The organism is Dietzia sp. KRD202 (assembly GCF_017168155.1).
Lineage (GTDB): Bacteria > Actinomycetota > Actinomycetes > Mycobacteriales > Mycobacteriaceae > Dietzia > Dietzia kunjamensis.
Map to the genome: position 1 here is coordinate 315,022 of NZ_JABFAN010000019.1, position 14,133 is coordinate 329,154.

General features: G+C 70.3%; 17 protein-coding genes and 1 pseudogene. 13 read left to right on the plus strand and 5 right to left on the minus strand.

What is annotated here, in order from left to right; all coding sequences use genetic code 11:
* Window positions 1-7: 7 nt before the first annotated feature.
* Genes J1M64_RS17150 through J1M64_RS17185 form a run of 8 tightly spaced genes read left to right on the plus strand, consistent with a single transcriptional unit; the run spans window position 8 to window position 8,534 of the window.
* Window positions 8-2,095 (plus strand): biotin carboxylase N-terminal domain-containing protein, encoded by a 2,088-nt coding sequence (locus tag J1M64_RS17150; protein WP_206474923.1) that lies wholly within the window; start codon window positions 8-10, stop codon window positions 2,093-2,095.
* Window positions 2,088-3,245, plus strand: coding sequence for an acyl-CoA dehydrogenase family protein (locus J1M64_RS17155; protein WP_206474924.1), 1,158 nt, complete (start codon window positions 2,088-2,090; stop codon window positions 3,243-3,245). Before J1M64_RS17150 ends, J1M64_RS17155 begins: the two co-directional genes overlap by 8 nt.
* 3 nt (window positions 3,246-3,248) lie before the next feature.
* Window positions 3,249-3,764, plus strand: a complete 516-nt coding sequence (locus J1M64_RS17160) for a MaoC family dehydratase (protein WP_185950209.1) — start codon at window positions 3,249-3,251, stop codon at window positions 3,762-3,764.
* The gene (locus tag J1M64_RS17165) at window positions 3,761-4,627 is read left to right on the plus strand and encodes a CoA ester lyase (RefSeq protein ID WP_206474925.1); all 867 of its coding nucleotides are present in this window, start codon (window positions 3,761-3,763) and stop codon (window positions 4,625-4,627) included. The genes J1M64_RS17160 and J1M64_RS17165 overlap by 4 nt, the downstream gene beginning before the upstream one ends.
* Window positions 4,628-4,681: 54 nt before the next feature.
* Entirely contained in the window at window positions 4,682-6,331 is a 1,650-nt protein-coding gene (locus J1M64_RS17170) for an AMP-binding protein (RefSeq protein WP_163376483.1), read from the plus strand.
* Between the two features lie 27 nt (window positions 6,332-6,358).
* Window positions 6,359-7,135, plus strand: a complete 777-nt coding sequence (locus J1M64_RS17175) for a CoA transferase subunit A (protein ID WP_067713235.1) — start codon at window positions 6,359-6,361, stop codon at window positions 7,133-7,135.
* The gene (locus J1M64_RS17180) at window positions 7,135-7,788 is read left to right on the plus strand and encodes a 3-oxoacid CoA-transferase subunit B (protein WP_132061590.1); all 654 of its coding nucleotides are present in this window, start codon (window positions 7,135-7,137) and stop codon (window positions 7,786-7,788) included. The genes J1M64_RS17175 and J1M64_RS17180 overlap by 1 nt, the downstream gene beginning before the upstream one ends.
* Window positions 7,785-8,534, plus strand: coding sequence for a CPBP family intramembrane glutamic endopeptidase (locus tag J1M64_RS17185; protein ID WP_206474926.1), 750 nt, complete (start codon window positions 7,785-7,787; stop codon window positions 8,532-8,534). Before J1M64_RS17180 ends, J1M64_RS17185 begins: the two co-directional genes overlap by 4 nt.
* On the opposite strand, the gene J1M64_RS17190 is transcribed toward J1M64_RS17185, so the two are convergent.
* The 5 genes from J1M64_RS17190 to rpmB form a co-directional block, all read right to left on the minus strand.
* A complete protein-coding gene (locus J1M64_RS17190) occupies window positions 8,523-9,467 on the minus strand; it encodes an AEC family transporter (RefSeq protein WP_206474927.1) in 945 nt (314 codons plus the stop codon). The genes J1M64_RS17185 and J1M64_RS17190 overlap by 12 nt on opposite strands.
* 183 nt (window positions 9,468-9,650) lie before the next feature.
* Complete coding sequence (rpsR, locus tag J1M64_RS17195; protein ID WP_007632792.1) at window positions 9,651-9,908, minus strand: 30S ribosomal protein S18; 258 nt, start codon at window positions 9,906-9,908, stop codon at window positions 9,651-9,653.
* A gap of 10 nt (window positions 9,909-9,918) precedes the next feature.
* Complete coding sequence (gene rpsN / locus J1M64_RS17200; RefSeq protein WP_017836289.1) at window positions 9,919-10,224, minus strand: 30S ribosomal protein S14; 306 nt, start codon at window positions 10,222-10,224, stop codon at window positions 9,919-9,921.
* 3 nt (window positions 10,225-10,227) lie between these two features.
* Window positions 10,228-10,392: a 50S ribosomal protein L33 gene (gene rpmG, locus J1M64_RS17205; protein WP_017836290.1), complete on the minus strand. Its 165-nt coding sequence runs from the start codon at window positions 10,390-10,392 to the stop codon at window positions 10,228-10,230.
* A 1-nt stretch (window position 10,393) separates the two neighbouring features.
* A complete protein-coding gene (rpmB, locus tag J1M64_RS17210; RefSeq protein WP_163376480.1) occupies window positions 10,394-10,630 on the minus strand; it encodes a 50S ribosomal protein L28 in 237 nt (78 codons plus the stop codon).
* Between the two features lie 384 nt (window positions 10,631-11,014).
* On the opposite strand from rpmB, the gene J1M64_RS17215 reads away from it, so the two are divergent.
* The 5 genes and pseudogenes from J1M64_RS17215 to J1M64_RS17235 all read left to right on the plus strand — a co-directional run.
* On the plus strand, window positions 11,015-11,272 hold the full coding sequence (locus J1M64_RS17215; protein WP_067713246.1) for a type B 50S ribosomal protein L31: 258 nt from the start codon (window positions 11,015-11,017) through the stop codon (window positions 11,270-11,272).
* 53 nt (window positions 11,273-11,325) lie between these two features.
* Window positions 11,326-11,496 (plus strand): 50S ribosomal protein L32, encoded by a 171-nt coding sequence (gene rpmF, locus J1M64_RS17220; protein WP_067713249.1) that lies wholly within the window; start codon window positions 11,326-11,328, stop codon window positions 11,494-11,496.
* Between the two features lie 193 nt (window positions 11,497-11,689).
* Entirely contained in the window at window positions 11,690-12,373 is a 684-nt protein-coding gene (locus J1M64_RS17225; RefSeq protein ID WP_069388691.1) for a response regulator transcription factor, read from the plus strand.
* Entirely contained in the window at window positions 12,373-13,764 is a 1,392-nt protein-coding gene (locus J1M64_RS17230; protein ID WP_132061596.1) for a HAMP domain-containing sensor histidine kinase, read from the plus strand. The genes J1M64_RS17225 and J1M64_RS17230 overlap by 1 nt, the downstream gene beginning before the upstream one ends.
* Before the next feature lie 62 nt (window positions 13,765-13,826).
* Window positions 13,827-14,133, plus strand: a pseudogene (locus J1M64_RS17235) (hypothetical protein); the annotation flags it as partial.

Sequence of the window (14,133 nt, forward strand, 5' to 3'; positions counted from 1 at the left end):
CAGCTCCATGTCAGAACAACTGTCACAGAAACTCCACACCGTCCTGGTGGCCAACCGCGGGGAGATCGCGTGCCGCGTGATCCGCTCGCTGCGGGCAGCGGGTATCCGCTCGGTCGCCGTCTACTCCGACGCGGACGCCGACGCGCTGCACGTGCGCATGGCCGACGCCGCGGTCCGTCTCGGCCCGGCCCAAGCCTCGCAGTCCTACCTCGACATCGACAAGGTGATCGACGCCTGCCGCCAGACCGGCGCGCAGGCCGTGCACCCGGGATACGGTTTCCTGTCCGAGAACTCGCGGTTCGCGCGGGCACTCGACGAGGCCGGACTGATCTTCGTCGGACCACCGGCCTCGGCGATCGAGACCATGGGCGACAAGATCACCGCCAAGGCGGCGGTGTCCGCACGTGACGTCCCCACCGTGCCCGGGATCTCGCGTCCGGGACTGACCGACGACGAACTGATCGCCGGTGCCGCCGAGGTCGGCTACCCGGTCCTCGTCAAGCCCTCGGCCGGTGGTGGCGGCAAGGGGATGCGCCGCGTCACCGATCCCGCCGATCTGCCGGCGGCACTGGAGTCCTCGCGACGGGAGTCGGCAGGCGCCTTCGGCGACGACACCCTGTTCCTCGAGCGGTTCGTCGACACCCCGCGCCACATCGAGGTGCAGGTCCTGGCCGACACCCACGGCAACGTCATCCACCTGGGTGAGCGGGAGTGCTCACTGCAGCGCCGCCATCAGAAGGTCATCGAGGAGGCGCCCAGCGCACTGCTCGACGAGGTCACCCGTCAGCGCATCGGTCAGGCGGCGTGCGACGCCGCCCGGTCGGTGGGGTACGTGGGCGCGGGCACGGTGGAGTTCATCGTCTCCGCGCACGCCCCGGACGAGTTCTTCTTCATGGAGATGAACACCCGCCTGCAGGTCGAGCACCCGGTCACCGAGATGGTCACCGGTGTCGACCTGGTCGACTGGCAGGTCCGCATCGCCGCGGGCCAGGAGCTCACCCTGCGCCAGGAGGACATCACCCTCACCGGACACGCGATCGAGGCCCGCGTCTACGCCGAGGACCCGGCCAAGGGCTTCCTGCCCACCGGCGGCACCGTGGTCGGGCTCGAGGAGCCCTCCGGCGACGGCATCCGCGTGGACTCCGGCCTGCGCGTCGGCACGGTCGTCGGCAGTGACTACGACCCGATGCTCGGCAAGGTCATCGCCCACGGCGCCGACCGCGCCGAGGCACTGGCCCGGCTCGACGCCGCGCTCGCCGGCACCCACGTGCTGGGCCTGCGCACGAACGTCGACTTCTGTCGGTTCCTGCTCGCGCGGCCGGAGGTCGTCTCCGGCGAGTTGGACACGGGCCTGCTCGACCGGTCCGTCGACGACTACACCGCGACGCCCGCCCCCGAGGGCGGACTGATCGCCGTGGCCATGCACCGCACCGAGGAGCGCTGGGCCCGGGTGCCCGCGCAACGCCGCGGCCCGTGGGACGTTCCCAACGGGTGGCGCATCGGCGGGCGCGCCGAGGTGTGGACCCGCCTGGACGCCGGCGCCGGGTCCGACGCGGTCACCGTGGGACTGCGGGGGACCCCCGACGACGCCGAGGTGACCATTACCGACGCCACTATCGGATCCACCGAGGCGCCCGAGGTCTCCTCCCGACATCGTGCGCGGGTCGCCCGGGACGGCGCCTCCCTCCGGCTGACCGTCGACGGCACCCAGCAGCGCTGGACCGTCGTGCGCTCGGCGGACCCCAAGGCCGCCGACACCTTCTGGGTGGCCGGCGACGGCGGGACCTGGGACCTGCGGATGCTCCCCCTCATCGACTCCCGGATCCACGACGCCGGGATGTCGGACGGCCAGATCGTCAGCCCCATGCCCGGTTCGGTGATCGCGTGCTTCGTCGCCGACGGCGACGAGGTCACCGCCGGACAGAACATCCTGGCCGTCGAGGCCATGAAGATGGAACACGCGCTGCCCGCGCCGATCGACGGTGTGGTCCGCGTGCACGTCACCACCGGCGAGCAGGTGCCCGCCGACCACCTGCTCGCGACCGTCGAGCCACACCCCTCCACCGAGGAATCCGAAGGAGAAGGCAATGCCTGAGTTGGAAGAGCACTACGCCGACCTGAAGTCGACGGTCGCGGACTTCGCCGACAAGGTGGTCGCCCCGGCCTCGGCCGAGCACGATCGCAACCACACCTTCCCCTACGAGGTCGTCGCCCAGATGGGCGACATGGGCCTGTTCGGTCTGCCGTTCCCGGAGGAGTTCGGCGGGATGGGCGGCGACTACTTCGCCCTGTCGCTCGCCCTGGAGGAGCTCGGCCGCGTCGACCAGTCGACTGCCATGACCCTCGAGGCCGGCGTGGGCCTGGGCGCCATGCCGATCTACCACTTCGGCAACGACGAGCAGCGCGCCACGTGGCTCCCCGACCTGGCCGCCGGTCGCACGCTCGCCGGCTTCGGCCTGACCGAGCCCGGTGCGGGCTCGGACGCCGGCGCCACCAAGACCACCGCGAAGCGTGACGGCGACGAGTGGGTGATCAACGGCAACAAGCAGTTCATCACCAACTCCGGCACCGACATCACCTCGCTGGTCACCGTGACCGCGGTGACGGGAGAGCGGCGGGCCGCGGACGGTTCTGTGAAGAAGGCCATCTCGACGATCATCGTCCCGGCCGACACCCCCGGATTCACAGCGGAGCCGGCCTACGACAAGGTCGGGTGGAACTCCTCCGACACCCACCCGCTGACGTTCGCCGACGCGCGCGTTCCGGCGGAGAACCTCCTCGGCGAGGAGGGGCGCGGGTACGCGAACTTCCTGTCGATCCTCGACGAGGGACGCGTCGCGATCGCCGCCGTGGCGACCGGTGCCGCGCAGGGGTGCGTCGACGAGTCCGTGAAGTACGCCCGTGAGCGCGAGTCCATGGGCCGCAAGATCGGCGAGTTCCAGGCCATCGCGTTCAAGATCGCCCGCATGGAGGCCCGTGCCCACACGGCGCGTTGCGCCTACTACGAGGCCGCGCGCCTCATGCTGGCCGGCAAGGAGTTCAAGAAGGAGGCCGCCATCGCCAAGATGATCGCCTCCGAGGCGGCCATGGACAACGCCCGCGACGCCACCCAGATCCACGGTGGCTACGGGTTCATGAACGAGTACCCGGTGGCGCGGCACTACCGCGACTCCAAGATCCTCGAGATCGGCGAGGGCACCACCGAGGTACAGCTCATGCTCATCGCGCGCGGTCTGGGGCTGTAGGCGATGACAGACCAGCGCAGAGAGGTCGTCCAGCGTGGCCTGTGGTTCGAGGAGTACGAGGTGGGGACCGCCTACCTCCACCGCCCCGGGCGCACCATGACCGAGACGGACAACGTCCTGTTCACCACGCTGACGATGAACACGCAGGCCCTGCACCTGGACGCGGCGTGGTCGGCCGAGCAGCCGGGCTTCGGCGGCGAGCGACTCATGAACTCGATGCACACGCTGTCGACGCTCGTGGGACTGTCGGTCGCCCAGCTCACCCAGGGCACGATCGTGGCGAACCTCGGCTTCTCCGAGGTCAGCTTCCCCAAACCGGTCCTGCACGGTGACACGCTGTACGCGGAGACCGTGTGCACCGACAAGCGCGAGTCGAAGTCGCGGCCGGGAGAGGGCATCGTGACCCTCGAGCACATCGGCCGCAACCAGCACGGCGACATCGTGGCCAGGGCGGTCCGTAAGACGCTGGTCCGCAAGCGGCCGACGGAGTCGGGCCCGGGCGGGGAGGCCACGGCATGACCCCCGCACCCGCCTGGATTCCGCCCGGCCCGGCACTGCTGTTCTGCCCGGCCGACCGGCCGGAGCGCTACGGCAAGGCGGCGGACCGCGCGGACGTCGTGATCGTCGACCTCGAGGACGCCGTCGCACCGGCGGACCGCCCCGCGGCCCGTGACGCGCTGCGGGCCTCGACACTCGATCCGGACCGGACGATCGTGCGGGTCAACCCGACCGGCACCGACGACCACGCGGCCGACCTCGAGGCCCTGGCCGACACGGAGTACCGCTGCGTGATGCTGGCCAAGACCGAGTCCGCCGCGCAGGTCACGGATCTGCACTCGACGACCGGCGCCGCGGTGCTGGCGTTGGTCGAGACCCCGCTCGGCGTCGTCCGCGCGGAGGAGATCGCCGCCGCGCCCGGGTGCGCCGGGATGATGTGGGGCGCCGAGGACCTCCTGGCCGCGATGGGCGGATCGACCAGCCGGTTCTCCTCCGCCGAGGCCGGCGGCCCCCGCGAGGCGGGGGAGTACCGTGACGTGCCCCGTCACGCCCGGGCGCGGGTCGCGCTCGCCGCGGCCGCGTTCGGTCGGTGGGCGGTCGACTCCGTGCACCTGGACATCGCCGACTCCGAGGGGCAGCGCGCCGAGGCGCTCGACGCCGTCGCGCTGGGGTTCGTGGCCACCGCGTGTATCCACCCGTCCCAGGTGGCGGTGGTCCGCGAGGCCTACGCCCCCGACGACGACGAGGTGGCCTGGGCCCGGAAGGTCCTCGCCGCCGCGGAACACAACCAGGGCGTGTTCCGGCTGGACGGTCGCATGGTCGACGGTCCCGTCTTCCGTCAGGCCGAGGCGACGATGCGTCGCGCCGCGGCCGCCGCCACCTGATACCGCAATCCCCCTGTCGCGGGCCGTCCGGCCCCACCCCCAAGGAGTACCGAGATGACCACCACCGATCTCGATTCCACACCCCTCGACCCCGCCGGGTCCCACACGCGCGGGGAGACCGACGTCCCCCTGCTCACCCAGACGATCCCCGAGAACCTCGCGGCGACCGTCGAGAGGTTCGGCGACCGCGACGCGCTCGTCGACGTGCAGGCCGACCGGCGGTGGACCTACGCCGAGTTCCTCGCAGACGTACGCCGTCTGGCCTCCGGGCTGCACCGCCTCGGCATCCGTGCGGGCGACCGGGTGGGCATCTGGTCGCCCAACCGGTGGGAGTGGGTGATGGTCCAGTACGCCACCGCCGAGATCGGCGCGGTTCTGGTCAACATCAACCCGTCCTACCGGGTCCACGAGCTGGAGTACGTGCTCAAGCAGGCGGGGATCAAGGCCGTCGTCGCCGCCCCCCAGTTCAAGGATTCCGACTACACCGGGATGCTCGCGCAGGTCCAGCCGAACTGCCCCGACCTCGAACTGGTCGTGCTCTTCGGCGACGAGGAGTGGGAGTCGCTGGTCTCGGGCCCCACCCACGCCGAGGAACTGGCGTCGATCCGCGCCGCACTGCAGCCGGGCGACCCGATCAACATCCAGTACACCTCCGGCACCACGGGCTTCCCCAAGGGCGCCACGCTCTCGCACTCGAACATCCTCAACAACGGGTACTTCGTCGGCGAGCTCGTCAACTACACGGAGGTCGACCGAGTGTGCATCCCGGTGCCCTTCTACCACTGCTTCGGCATGGTGATGGGCAACCTCGCGTGCACCAGCCACGGATCGGCCATGGTCATCCCGGCGCCCGCGTTCGACCCCGCGGCCTCGCTGCGCGCGGTGGAGCAGGAGAAGTGCACGAGTCTCTACGGCGTGCCCACGATGTTCATCGCCGAGCTCGCGCTGGAGGATTTCGACTCCTACGACCTGTCCACGCTGCGCACCGGGATCATGGCCGGCTCGCCGTGCCCCGAATCCACCATGCGTCAGGTGATCGACAGGATGAACATGGAGGAGGTCTCCATCTGCTACGGCATGACCGAGACCTCGCCGGTGTCCACCCAGACCCGTCGGGACGATTCGCTGGACCGGCGCGTGTCCACGGTCGGCCGGGTCGGGCCCCACCTCGAGATCAAGATCGTCGACCCGTCGACCGGCGCCACCCTGCCGCGCGGCGAGGCCGGCGAGTTCTGCACGAAGGGCTACAGCGTCATGCTGGGGTACTGGGACCAGCCGGACAAGACCGCCGAGGCGATCGACCCCGAGGGCTGGATGCACACCGGCGACATCGGGGAGATGGACTCGGGCGGTTACGTCCGCATCACCGGCCGCATCAAGGACATGGTCATCCGCGGTGGCGAGAACATCTACCCGCGGGAGGTCGAGGAGTTCCTCTACACCCACCCGGACATCCTCGACGCCCAGGTGATCGGCGTGCCCGACCCGAAATACGGTGAGGAGCTCATGGCCTGGGTCCGGCTCAAGCCGGGACGCGACGATCTCACGGCCGAGGAGGTCCGCGAGTTCGCCACCGGCAAGCTCGCCCGCCACAAGATCCCGAAGTACGTCCACGTGGTCGACGAGTTCCCCATGACCGTCACCGGCAAGGTCCGCAAGGTCGACATGCGCAAGAGCGCGATCGAGATCCTCGGCATCGCCTGACCGCCCCCACACCCAAGGAGTGCGTGTATGTCCAGCAAGATCATGACCGCGGCCGAGGCCGTCGCGGACATCCCCGACGGGGCGTCGATCGCCGCCGGCGGGTTCGGCCTGAGCGGGATCCCGCAGATCGTGATCGAGGCCCTCGCCGCCCGCGACGTCGGGGACTTCGAGGTGTTCTCCAACAACGCCGGTGTCGACGGCAAGGGCCTCGGCATCCTGCTGGAGAGCGGCAAGCTCCGGCGCATCGTCTCCTCCTACGTCGGGGAGAACAAGGAGTTCGCCCGCCAGTACCTGTCCGGTGAGCTCGAGGTGGAGCTCACCCCGCAGGGCACGCTCGCCGAGCGGATGCGTGCGGGCGGGTCCGGCATCGGGGCGTTCTTCACCCGCACCGGCGTCGGCACGTTCGTCGCGGACGGCGGCATGCCGTGGAAGTACGACTCGGCCGGCGGGATCGCGGTGGCCTCCCCGCCCAAGGAGACCCGCGAGATCCGCGGCGAGACCTACGTGCTCGAGCAGGCCATCGAGGCCGACTACTCGCTGGTGCGCGCCGCCGTGGCCGACCGCAACGGCAATCTCCGGTTCAACCTCACGGCCCGGAACTTCTCGCCGCTCGCGGCGATGGCCGGACGGGTGTGCATCGTCGAGGCCGAGAAGATCGTCGAGGTCGGAGAGCTCGCCCCCGACGACATCCACCTGCCGGGCATCTTCGTCCACCGTCTGGTGGAACTGACGCCGGAGCAGGTCGCCCAGACCAAGTGGATCGAGAAGACCACCACCAACCCGCCCTCGGAAGGACAGCGCTGATGAGCAGGATCGGACGCGACCGCAAGGCCATGGCCGCCCGCGCGGCCCTGGAGCTGGAGGACGGTCAGTACGTCAACCTCGGGATCGGCCTGCCGACCCTGGTCCCCAACTACGTCCCCGAGGGCGTCAACGTGACCCTGCAGTCCGAGAACGGGCTGCTGGGCATCGGGCCGTACCCGCACCCGGACGACGTCGACCCGGACCTCATCAACGCCGGCAAGGAGACCGTCACGACCCTGCCGGGGTCGGCGATCTTCGACTCGGCGATGAGCTTCGGCATGATCCGCTCGGGCAAGATCGATGTGGCGATCCTCGGCGCGATGGAGGTCAACCCGGCCGGTGACATCGCCAACTGGATGGTCCCCGGCGCGATGGTCAAGGGCATGGGCGGCGCGATGGATCTCGTGGTGGGCGCCCGCCGGATCGTCGTGGTCATGGACCAGGTCGCCAAGGACGGTTCCTCCAAGATCGTCTCCGAGATCTCCCTGCCGCTCACCGGCCTGGGCTGCGTCAACCGGATCATCACCGAGCTCGGCGTGTTCGACCGGGACGCCGACGGGCTGACCCTCATCGAGATCGTCGACGGGGTGACCGTCGAACAGATCGAGGCGGCCACCGACGCGCCGTTCCGGGTGGCCGAGCACCTCAGGTGACCCCGCCGCCGCCGGCGCCACCCGGCCTCTGGACCACACCGGTCCGGGGCCGGGCGGCGCTGTCGGCGTTGGCGTGGGTCCTCGTGTACGGGGCCGCCCTCGTCGTCGTCGTCCTCCTCGGCCTGGTCACCGCACGGTCCCTCGGGGCCGGCCGCCCCGACACCGCGCTCCTCGCCCTGGCCGTCCTCGCCGGCACCGCCGTGGCCGCGCTGCTCGCGGTGCGGATCCACCTCCTGCGCCGACGCGGTCTCGGGTGGGCGGACGTCGGCCTCCGGCCACCCGACCGCTCACCCTGGCACCTGGCGTGGCAGATCCCCGCGGTGATGGCCGCCGGCGTCACCGCCTCGATGATCGTGCTCATCCCCCTGGGGGCGGGCGCCGAGTCGACGGGGGATGAGGCCGATGCGGCGATCGCGGACCTGGCGGCCGACGGGCCGGTGTTCGCCGTACTCGGGCTGCTGACCGTCGCCGTGCTCATCCCGGTGGCGGAGGAGGTCGTGTTCCGCGGCATCGTGCTGCCGGCCCTGCGGGCGCGGTTGCGGGCCGTCGCGGGGATCACGCTCGCCGGGGCGGTCTTCGCGGCCGTGCACCTGGTGCCCCCGGCGTTGCCGTACCTGCTGGTGGTGGGGATCTCGCTGTGCGCGATGGCCGAGTGGTACCGGTCGATCGTGCCCGGCATCGTGCTCCACGGAGTCAACAACGCGATCGTGTTCGTGGGGGTCATCGCCGCCGGGTCAGGCCAGTAGTGCGGAGACCAGCAGGAGGACCGGTAGCGCGCCGAGGGTCGTGAGGACGGCGGAGTCCCGGGCCAGCAGAGTCCCGTGTCCGTACCGGGTCGCGACCACGAGGACGTTCTGCGCGGTGGGCAGCGCGGCGGCGACCACCACGGTGAGGAGCTCGTGGCCCCGCATCCCCATGAGCCCGGCGCCGATGGCGTACGCGAGCACGGGGTGGGCGACGAGCTTGAGTGCGCTCGCGAGGAAGATCTCCCGGCGGGGCGAGGCGCCGGCCTCGAGGACCTTGACCCCGTAGAGCGACATGCCGAACACCAGCAGGGCGCCGGGGACGGAGATCTGGCCGACCAGGTGCACGGGCTCCAGGAGAGTCTCGGGCGGCGTCCAGCGCAGGGCGGCGACGACGACGCCCGCGAGCGCAGCGAGGACGATCGGGGTGCGGACCGACTGCAGCAACGCGCCGAGCGCGCCCCCGTTCCCGCCGCCGTCCGACCCCTCGGCCCGCGCGGCCCGCTCCAGCACGGCGATGGCGACCGGTTGGAGGACCACCACCTGGAAGAGCAGCAGCGGCATGACGAACCCGAGGTCCCCGAGGACGTACAGCGCGATGGGGATGCCGAGGTTGGCGGAGTTGACGTAGCCGGCGGACAGGGCACCCACCACCAGATCGGCGGCCGGGCGCTTGAGCCACAGCCGGGCGATCGCCACGTACAGGACCGCGACGATGATCGCCGACACCGCGGACACCACGAACACGCCGGTGAAGACCTGGTCGAGGGTGGTGCGGGCGAGGGAGTCGAACAGCAGTGCCGGGGTGGCGACGTAGAAGACGAGCCGGTTGAGCACCAGCCGTGCGTCCGTGCCGAGGACCAGGGTGCGGGCGAGTATCCAGCCCAGCGCGACCAGCGCGACGATGACGGCGAAGCCGTTGAGGACGCCGGCCACGGGTGGACTCCTGGTGTCGGGGAGGGGAGGGGGAGAGGGGAGCGGTAGGCGCGGTAACGCCGATCGGGGTCGCGCACTCCTGCGTGAGGAGGCACGACCCCGATCGGGTTGCTGTTGCCTGAGTCGGCGGCTAGAGGCCGCAGGCGGGACGGGCGGTCCGGTTCACCCGCGCCGAGTGGTGACTCAGCGGCTGGTGAACGGCAGCAGGGCCATCTCGCGGGCGTTCTTGACCGCGACGGCGACCTGACGCTGCTGCTGCGGCGTGAGGCCGGTGACCCGACGCGAACGGATCTTGCCGCGATCGGAGATGAACGTACGGAGGGTGTTGACGTCCTTGTAGTCGACCGTCTCGATACCCGCCACCTTCAACGGGTTCTTCTTGGGTCGACGGCCCTCCTGGGCGCGGATCTTCTTGGACGGGGTGCTACGTGCTTTAGCCATGGTTACCTACTCACCAACTCGACTTCGTGACACCGGGCAGCTCGCCACGGTGGGCCATCTCGCGCATGCGGACGCGGGAGAGGCCGAACTTGCGGAGGTAGCCGCGGGGGCGACCGTCGGCGACGTCGCGGTTACGCACCCGCACGGGCGAGGCGTCACGCGGCATCTTGTTGAGAGCGGTCTGGGCATCCATACGTGCCTCGTCCGTGCTCTCGGGGTTCTTGATGATTGCCTTGAGCTCGGCGCGACGCTCGGCGAACCGGGCGACCTTGGCCTTGCGCTGCTCGTTGCGCGCGATCTTGGACTTCTTGGCCACGAGTCAGCGCTCCTCTCGGAATTCGACGTGCTTACGGACGACCGGGTCGAACTTCTTGAGGACGATGCGGTCCGGATTGTTGCGACGGTTCTTGCGGGTCACGTAGGTGAACCCGGTCCCGGCCGTGGACTTGAGCTTGATGATGGGTCGAACGTCGTTACGTGCCATCTCAGATCTTCTCCCCACGGGCGCGGATACGGGCCACGACGGCCTCGATGCCATCGCGGTCGATGGTCTTGATGCCCTTGGTCGAGACCGTCAGCGTGATGCGACGACCCTCGGAGGGCACGAAGTAGCTACGGCGCTGGATGTTCGGGTTCCAGCGACGGTTGGTCCTGCGGTGTGAGTGCGAGACGGACTTGCCGAAACCCGGCTTCCGTCCCGTTACCTGGCAATGCGCCGACATGGCGTGGTTCTCCTTCCGCCCCGTCCTGCGGTGGCGCGCGGCGGAGGAGGCACCCTCGGTCGGCCTGGGCCGTACGGGGGCTTACCGCCACGTCGCGAGCACCGTGAGAGGCGATAGCAAACGTGCAGACAACAGCGATGGTCTAGTTTACGGCCCGACCGCGTGAAACGGTAATCGGCACGTCAGTGGGCATAAAGGCGGCCGAACCGGCTCCGGCGGGCGGATGTCCGCGGCGCACGAATTGGGTGCCCGGCCATCCTACGGGTACGATCTACCGATGCGTGTGCTGACACCGGGATCCCCGGTTCGGCCACTGGCAATTGCGCGCTCTTGCAGGAGCGAGCGCCAGACCCACAGACTTCTACCGAGCTAGAGGGATCCAGTATGAAGAACGACATTCACCCCGACTACCACCCGGTGGTCTTCCAGGACTCGGGCACGGGCACCAAGTTCCTCACCCGTTCCACCGCGACCAGCAGCCGCACGGTCGAGTGGGAGGACGGTCAGACGTACCCGCTCATCGTCGTGGACGTGACCAGCGAGTCGCACCCGTTCTGGACCGGCGCGCAGCGCGTCATGGACACCGCCGGCCGCGTCGAGAAGTTCCAGCGTCGCTACGGCAACCGCACCCGCCGCAAGTGAGCAGCGGGGCGTCCGCGCCCCGACCACCCTCCTAGACCCCGAGGACGATAATCATGGCAGTTCCGAAGCGCCGCCTCTCGCGTGCCAACACCCACTCCCGCCGGTCCCAGTGGAAGGCCGACAACGTCGCCCTCCAGGAGACCAAGATCGACGGCCGCCCCGTGGCGCTGCCGCGTCGTCTGGTCAAGGCCGCTCAGCTCGGCCTGGTCAACCTCGACCGCTGAGCCGCGTCGGCTGCCGCCCCCGGGGCGCAGCTGAGCACGGCGGCGCCGCGGGCGCCGCACGCACACGCCCGGTCACGAGCCCGGCGGGTCCACACGGACCCGTCGGGCTCGTCGGCGTCTGCGGCGCGCGTGGCGGCGGCCCTCCGCGGCGGATCCTCAGCCGCGCTTCAGTCGGGTGGGCGAGAATCCCGTCATGAAGATTCTCGTTGTCGACGACGACCAGGCCGTGCGCGAATCGCTCCGGCGCTCCCTGACTTTCAACGGCTACGACGTGGAGCTCGCCGGCGACGGCATCGAGGCGATCGAGAGGGTCGACACCAACCGGCCGGACGCGGTCATCCTCGACGTGATGATGCCCCGTCGGGACGGGCTCGAGGTGTGCCGGATCCTGCGCAGCAGGGGGGACGACCTGCCGGTGCTCATGCTCACCGCGAGGGACGCCGTCTCCGAGCGGGTCGCGGGTCTGGACGCGGGGGCCGACGACTACCTGCCCAAACCCTTCGCGCTGGAGGAACTCCTCGCCCGCCTGCGGGCTCTGCTGCGTCGTCGCGGCACGGACGCCGAGGAGGTCGACGAGGTGCTGGAGTTCGAGGACCTGCGGATGGATATCGCGACCCGCGAGGTCACCCGCGGCGAGCGGCGGATTCAGCTCACCCGCACCGAGTTCTCCCTGCTCGAACTCCTCATGCACCACCCTCGCCGGGTCCTCACCCGCAGCCACATCCTCGAGGAGGTGTGGGGCTATGACTTCCCGACCTCGGGTAACGCTCTCGAGGTCTACATCGGCTACCTGCGGCGTAAGACGGAAGGGGAGGGCGAGAGCCGGTTGATCCACACCGTGCGCGGTGTGGGTTACGTGCTGCGCGAGACGCCGTAGTGCCCGCCCGCACGATGCGGACGGGGTCCGCGCCGATCTCCCTGCACCAGCGGGTGACGCTGCTGGCGGCGAGCTCGGTGGGTGTCGCGGTGGCCCTCATGGCCGTCGCGGCGTACTTCGTCGTGTCGGGGTCGATGTACAGCGATGTCAACAACCGCCTGCAGCAGCAGGCCGACCAGTTGGTCAACAGCCAACTCGCCTCCGAGTTCGCCCTGCAGTCGCGCAGCACGCTGATCGCACTGCGGGCGTTCAACCCGAACCTGGACGCGCAGATCGTCGCTCCCTCCGGGGTGCGCACCGCGACCGGGGAACCCTTCCAGATCGGTGGCCCGGAGATCGCGGTCGTGCGCGGCGAGGCCGAGTCGAGCCTGCGGACCTCCGGGGGCAAGCAGATCTACGCGGTCGGGGTCCGAGACGGCTCGACCCTCATCCTGGCGCAGGACCTCAGCCCCACCCGGGCTGCGTTGAACCGTCTGGCGATCGTGCTCACGCTCGTCGGGGCAGCGGGCATTGCCCTGGCGGCGGTGGCCGGGACGGCCGTCGGCCGCACCGGGTTGGCGCCGGTGGCCAGGCTGACCAGGGCCGTGGAACGCATCGCCCGCACCGATGATCTGCGGCCGATCCCCGTGGCCGGTGACGACGAGATCGCCCGCCTGACGAGCAGTTTCAACCAGATGCTCGTCGCGCTGGGGGAGAGCCGGGAGAGACAGGCGCGGCTCGTCGCGGACGCCGGTCACGAACTCAAGACGCCCCTGACGAGTCTGCGGACGAACGTCGAGTTGCTCATCGCGGCCAGCCGCCCCGGCGCGCGGACGATTCCCGACGCCGACCGGAACGGACTCGAAGAGGACGTCGTGGGGCAGATCTCGGAGCTCAGTCAGCTCGTCGGGGATCTGGTCGAGCTCGCCCGGGAGGACTCCGGGGAGGTCGAGCTGGAGCCGGTCGCGGTCTCCGACGCGGTCGAACGTGCCCTCGAGCGGGTGCGTCGCCGCCGACACGACGTGGATTTCGACGTCGAGTTGATGCCCTGGTACTCCTTCGGCGACTCGGCCGGGATCGAGCGCGCGGTGCTGAACGTGTGCGACAACGCGGCCAAGTGGAGTCCCGCCGGGGGGACGGTGACGGTGCGGATGCGCCCCGTCTCCGACGCGGTGATGGAACTGACGGTCGCCGACCAGGGGCCCGGCATTCCCGAACAGGACCGCGAGTTGGTCTTCGAACGGTTTCACCGCTCGCACGAGGCGCGCGCGATGCCGGGGTCGGGTCTGGGGCTGGCCATCGTCCGACAGGTCACGACCCGACACGGCGGAACCGTCGAGATCAGCGACGCCGAGGGCGGAGGCGCACTGGTGCGGGTGACCATCCCCGGAAGCGAGCAGCCGCCCGGGTGAGTCCCGGGGGTGGCGCGCACCGTCTCAGCGGGCACACAGCGCCATCGGGAACCATGGGACCCATGGAGAACGAGAACGAGAACGGCCGGGGCAGGGGCGAACCCGGGTCCCCGGACGAGTGGGCCGGCAGATCGGGTGCCGGTCTCGGAGGACCCGCACACGGACCCTCCGGCCAGAACCCCTACGCCGCCGAGAATCCCTATGGCATGGCCCAGGGGTGGGGTGGAACCGATCGGCCCACCACGGCCTTCCCCGCTCAGCACCCCGCGCAGGCGCAGGCGCAGGGGCACGCACAGGGCCAGGGGCACGCCGGACCGTGGCGACCCACGGACGCCATACCCCCCTCCGACGCCATGCCCCCCTCGGGCC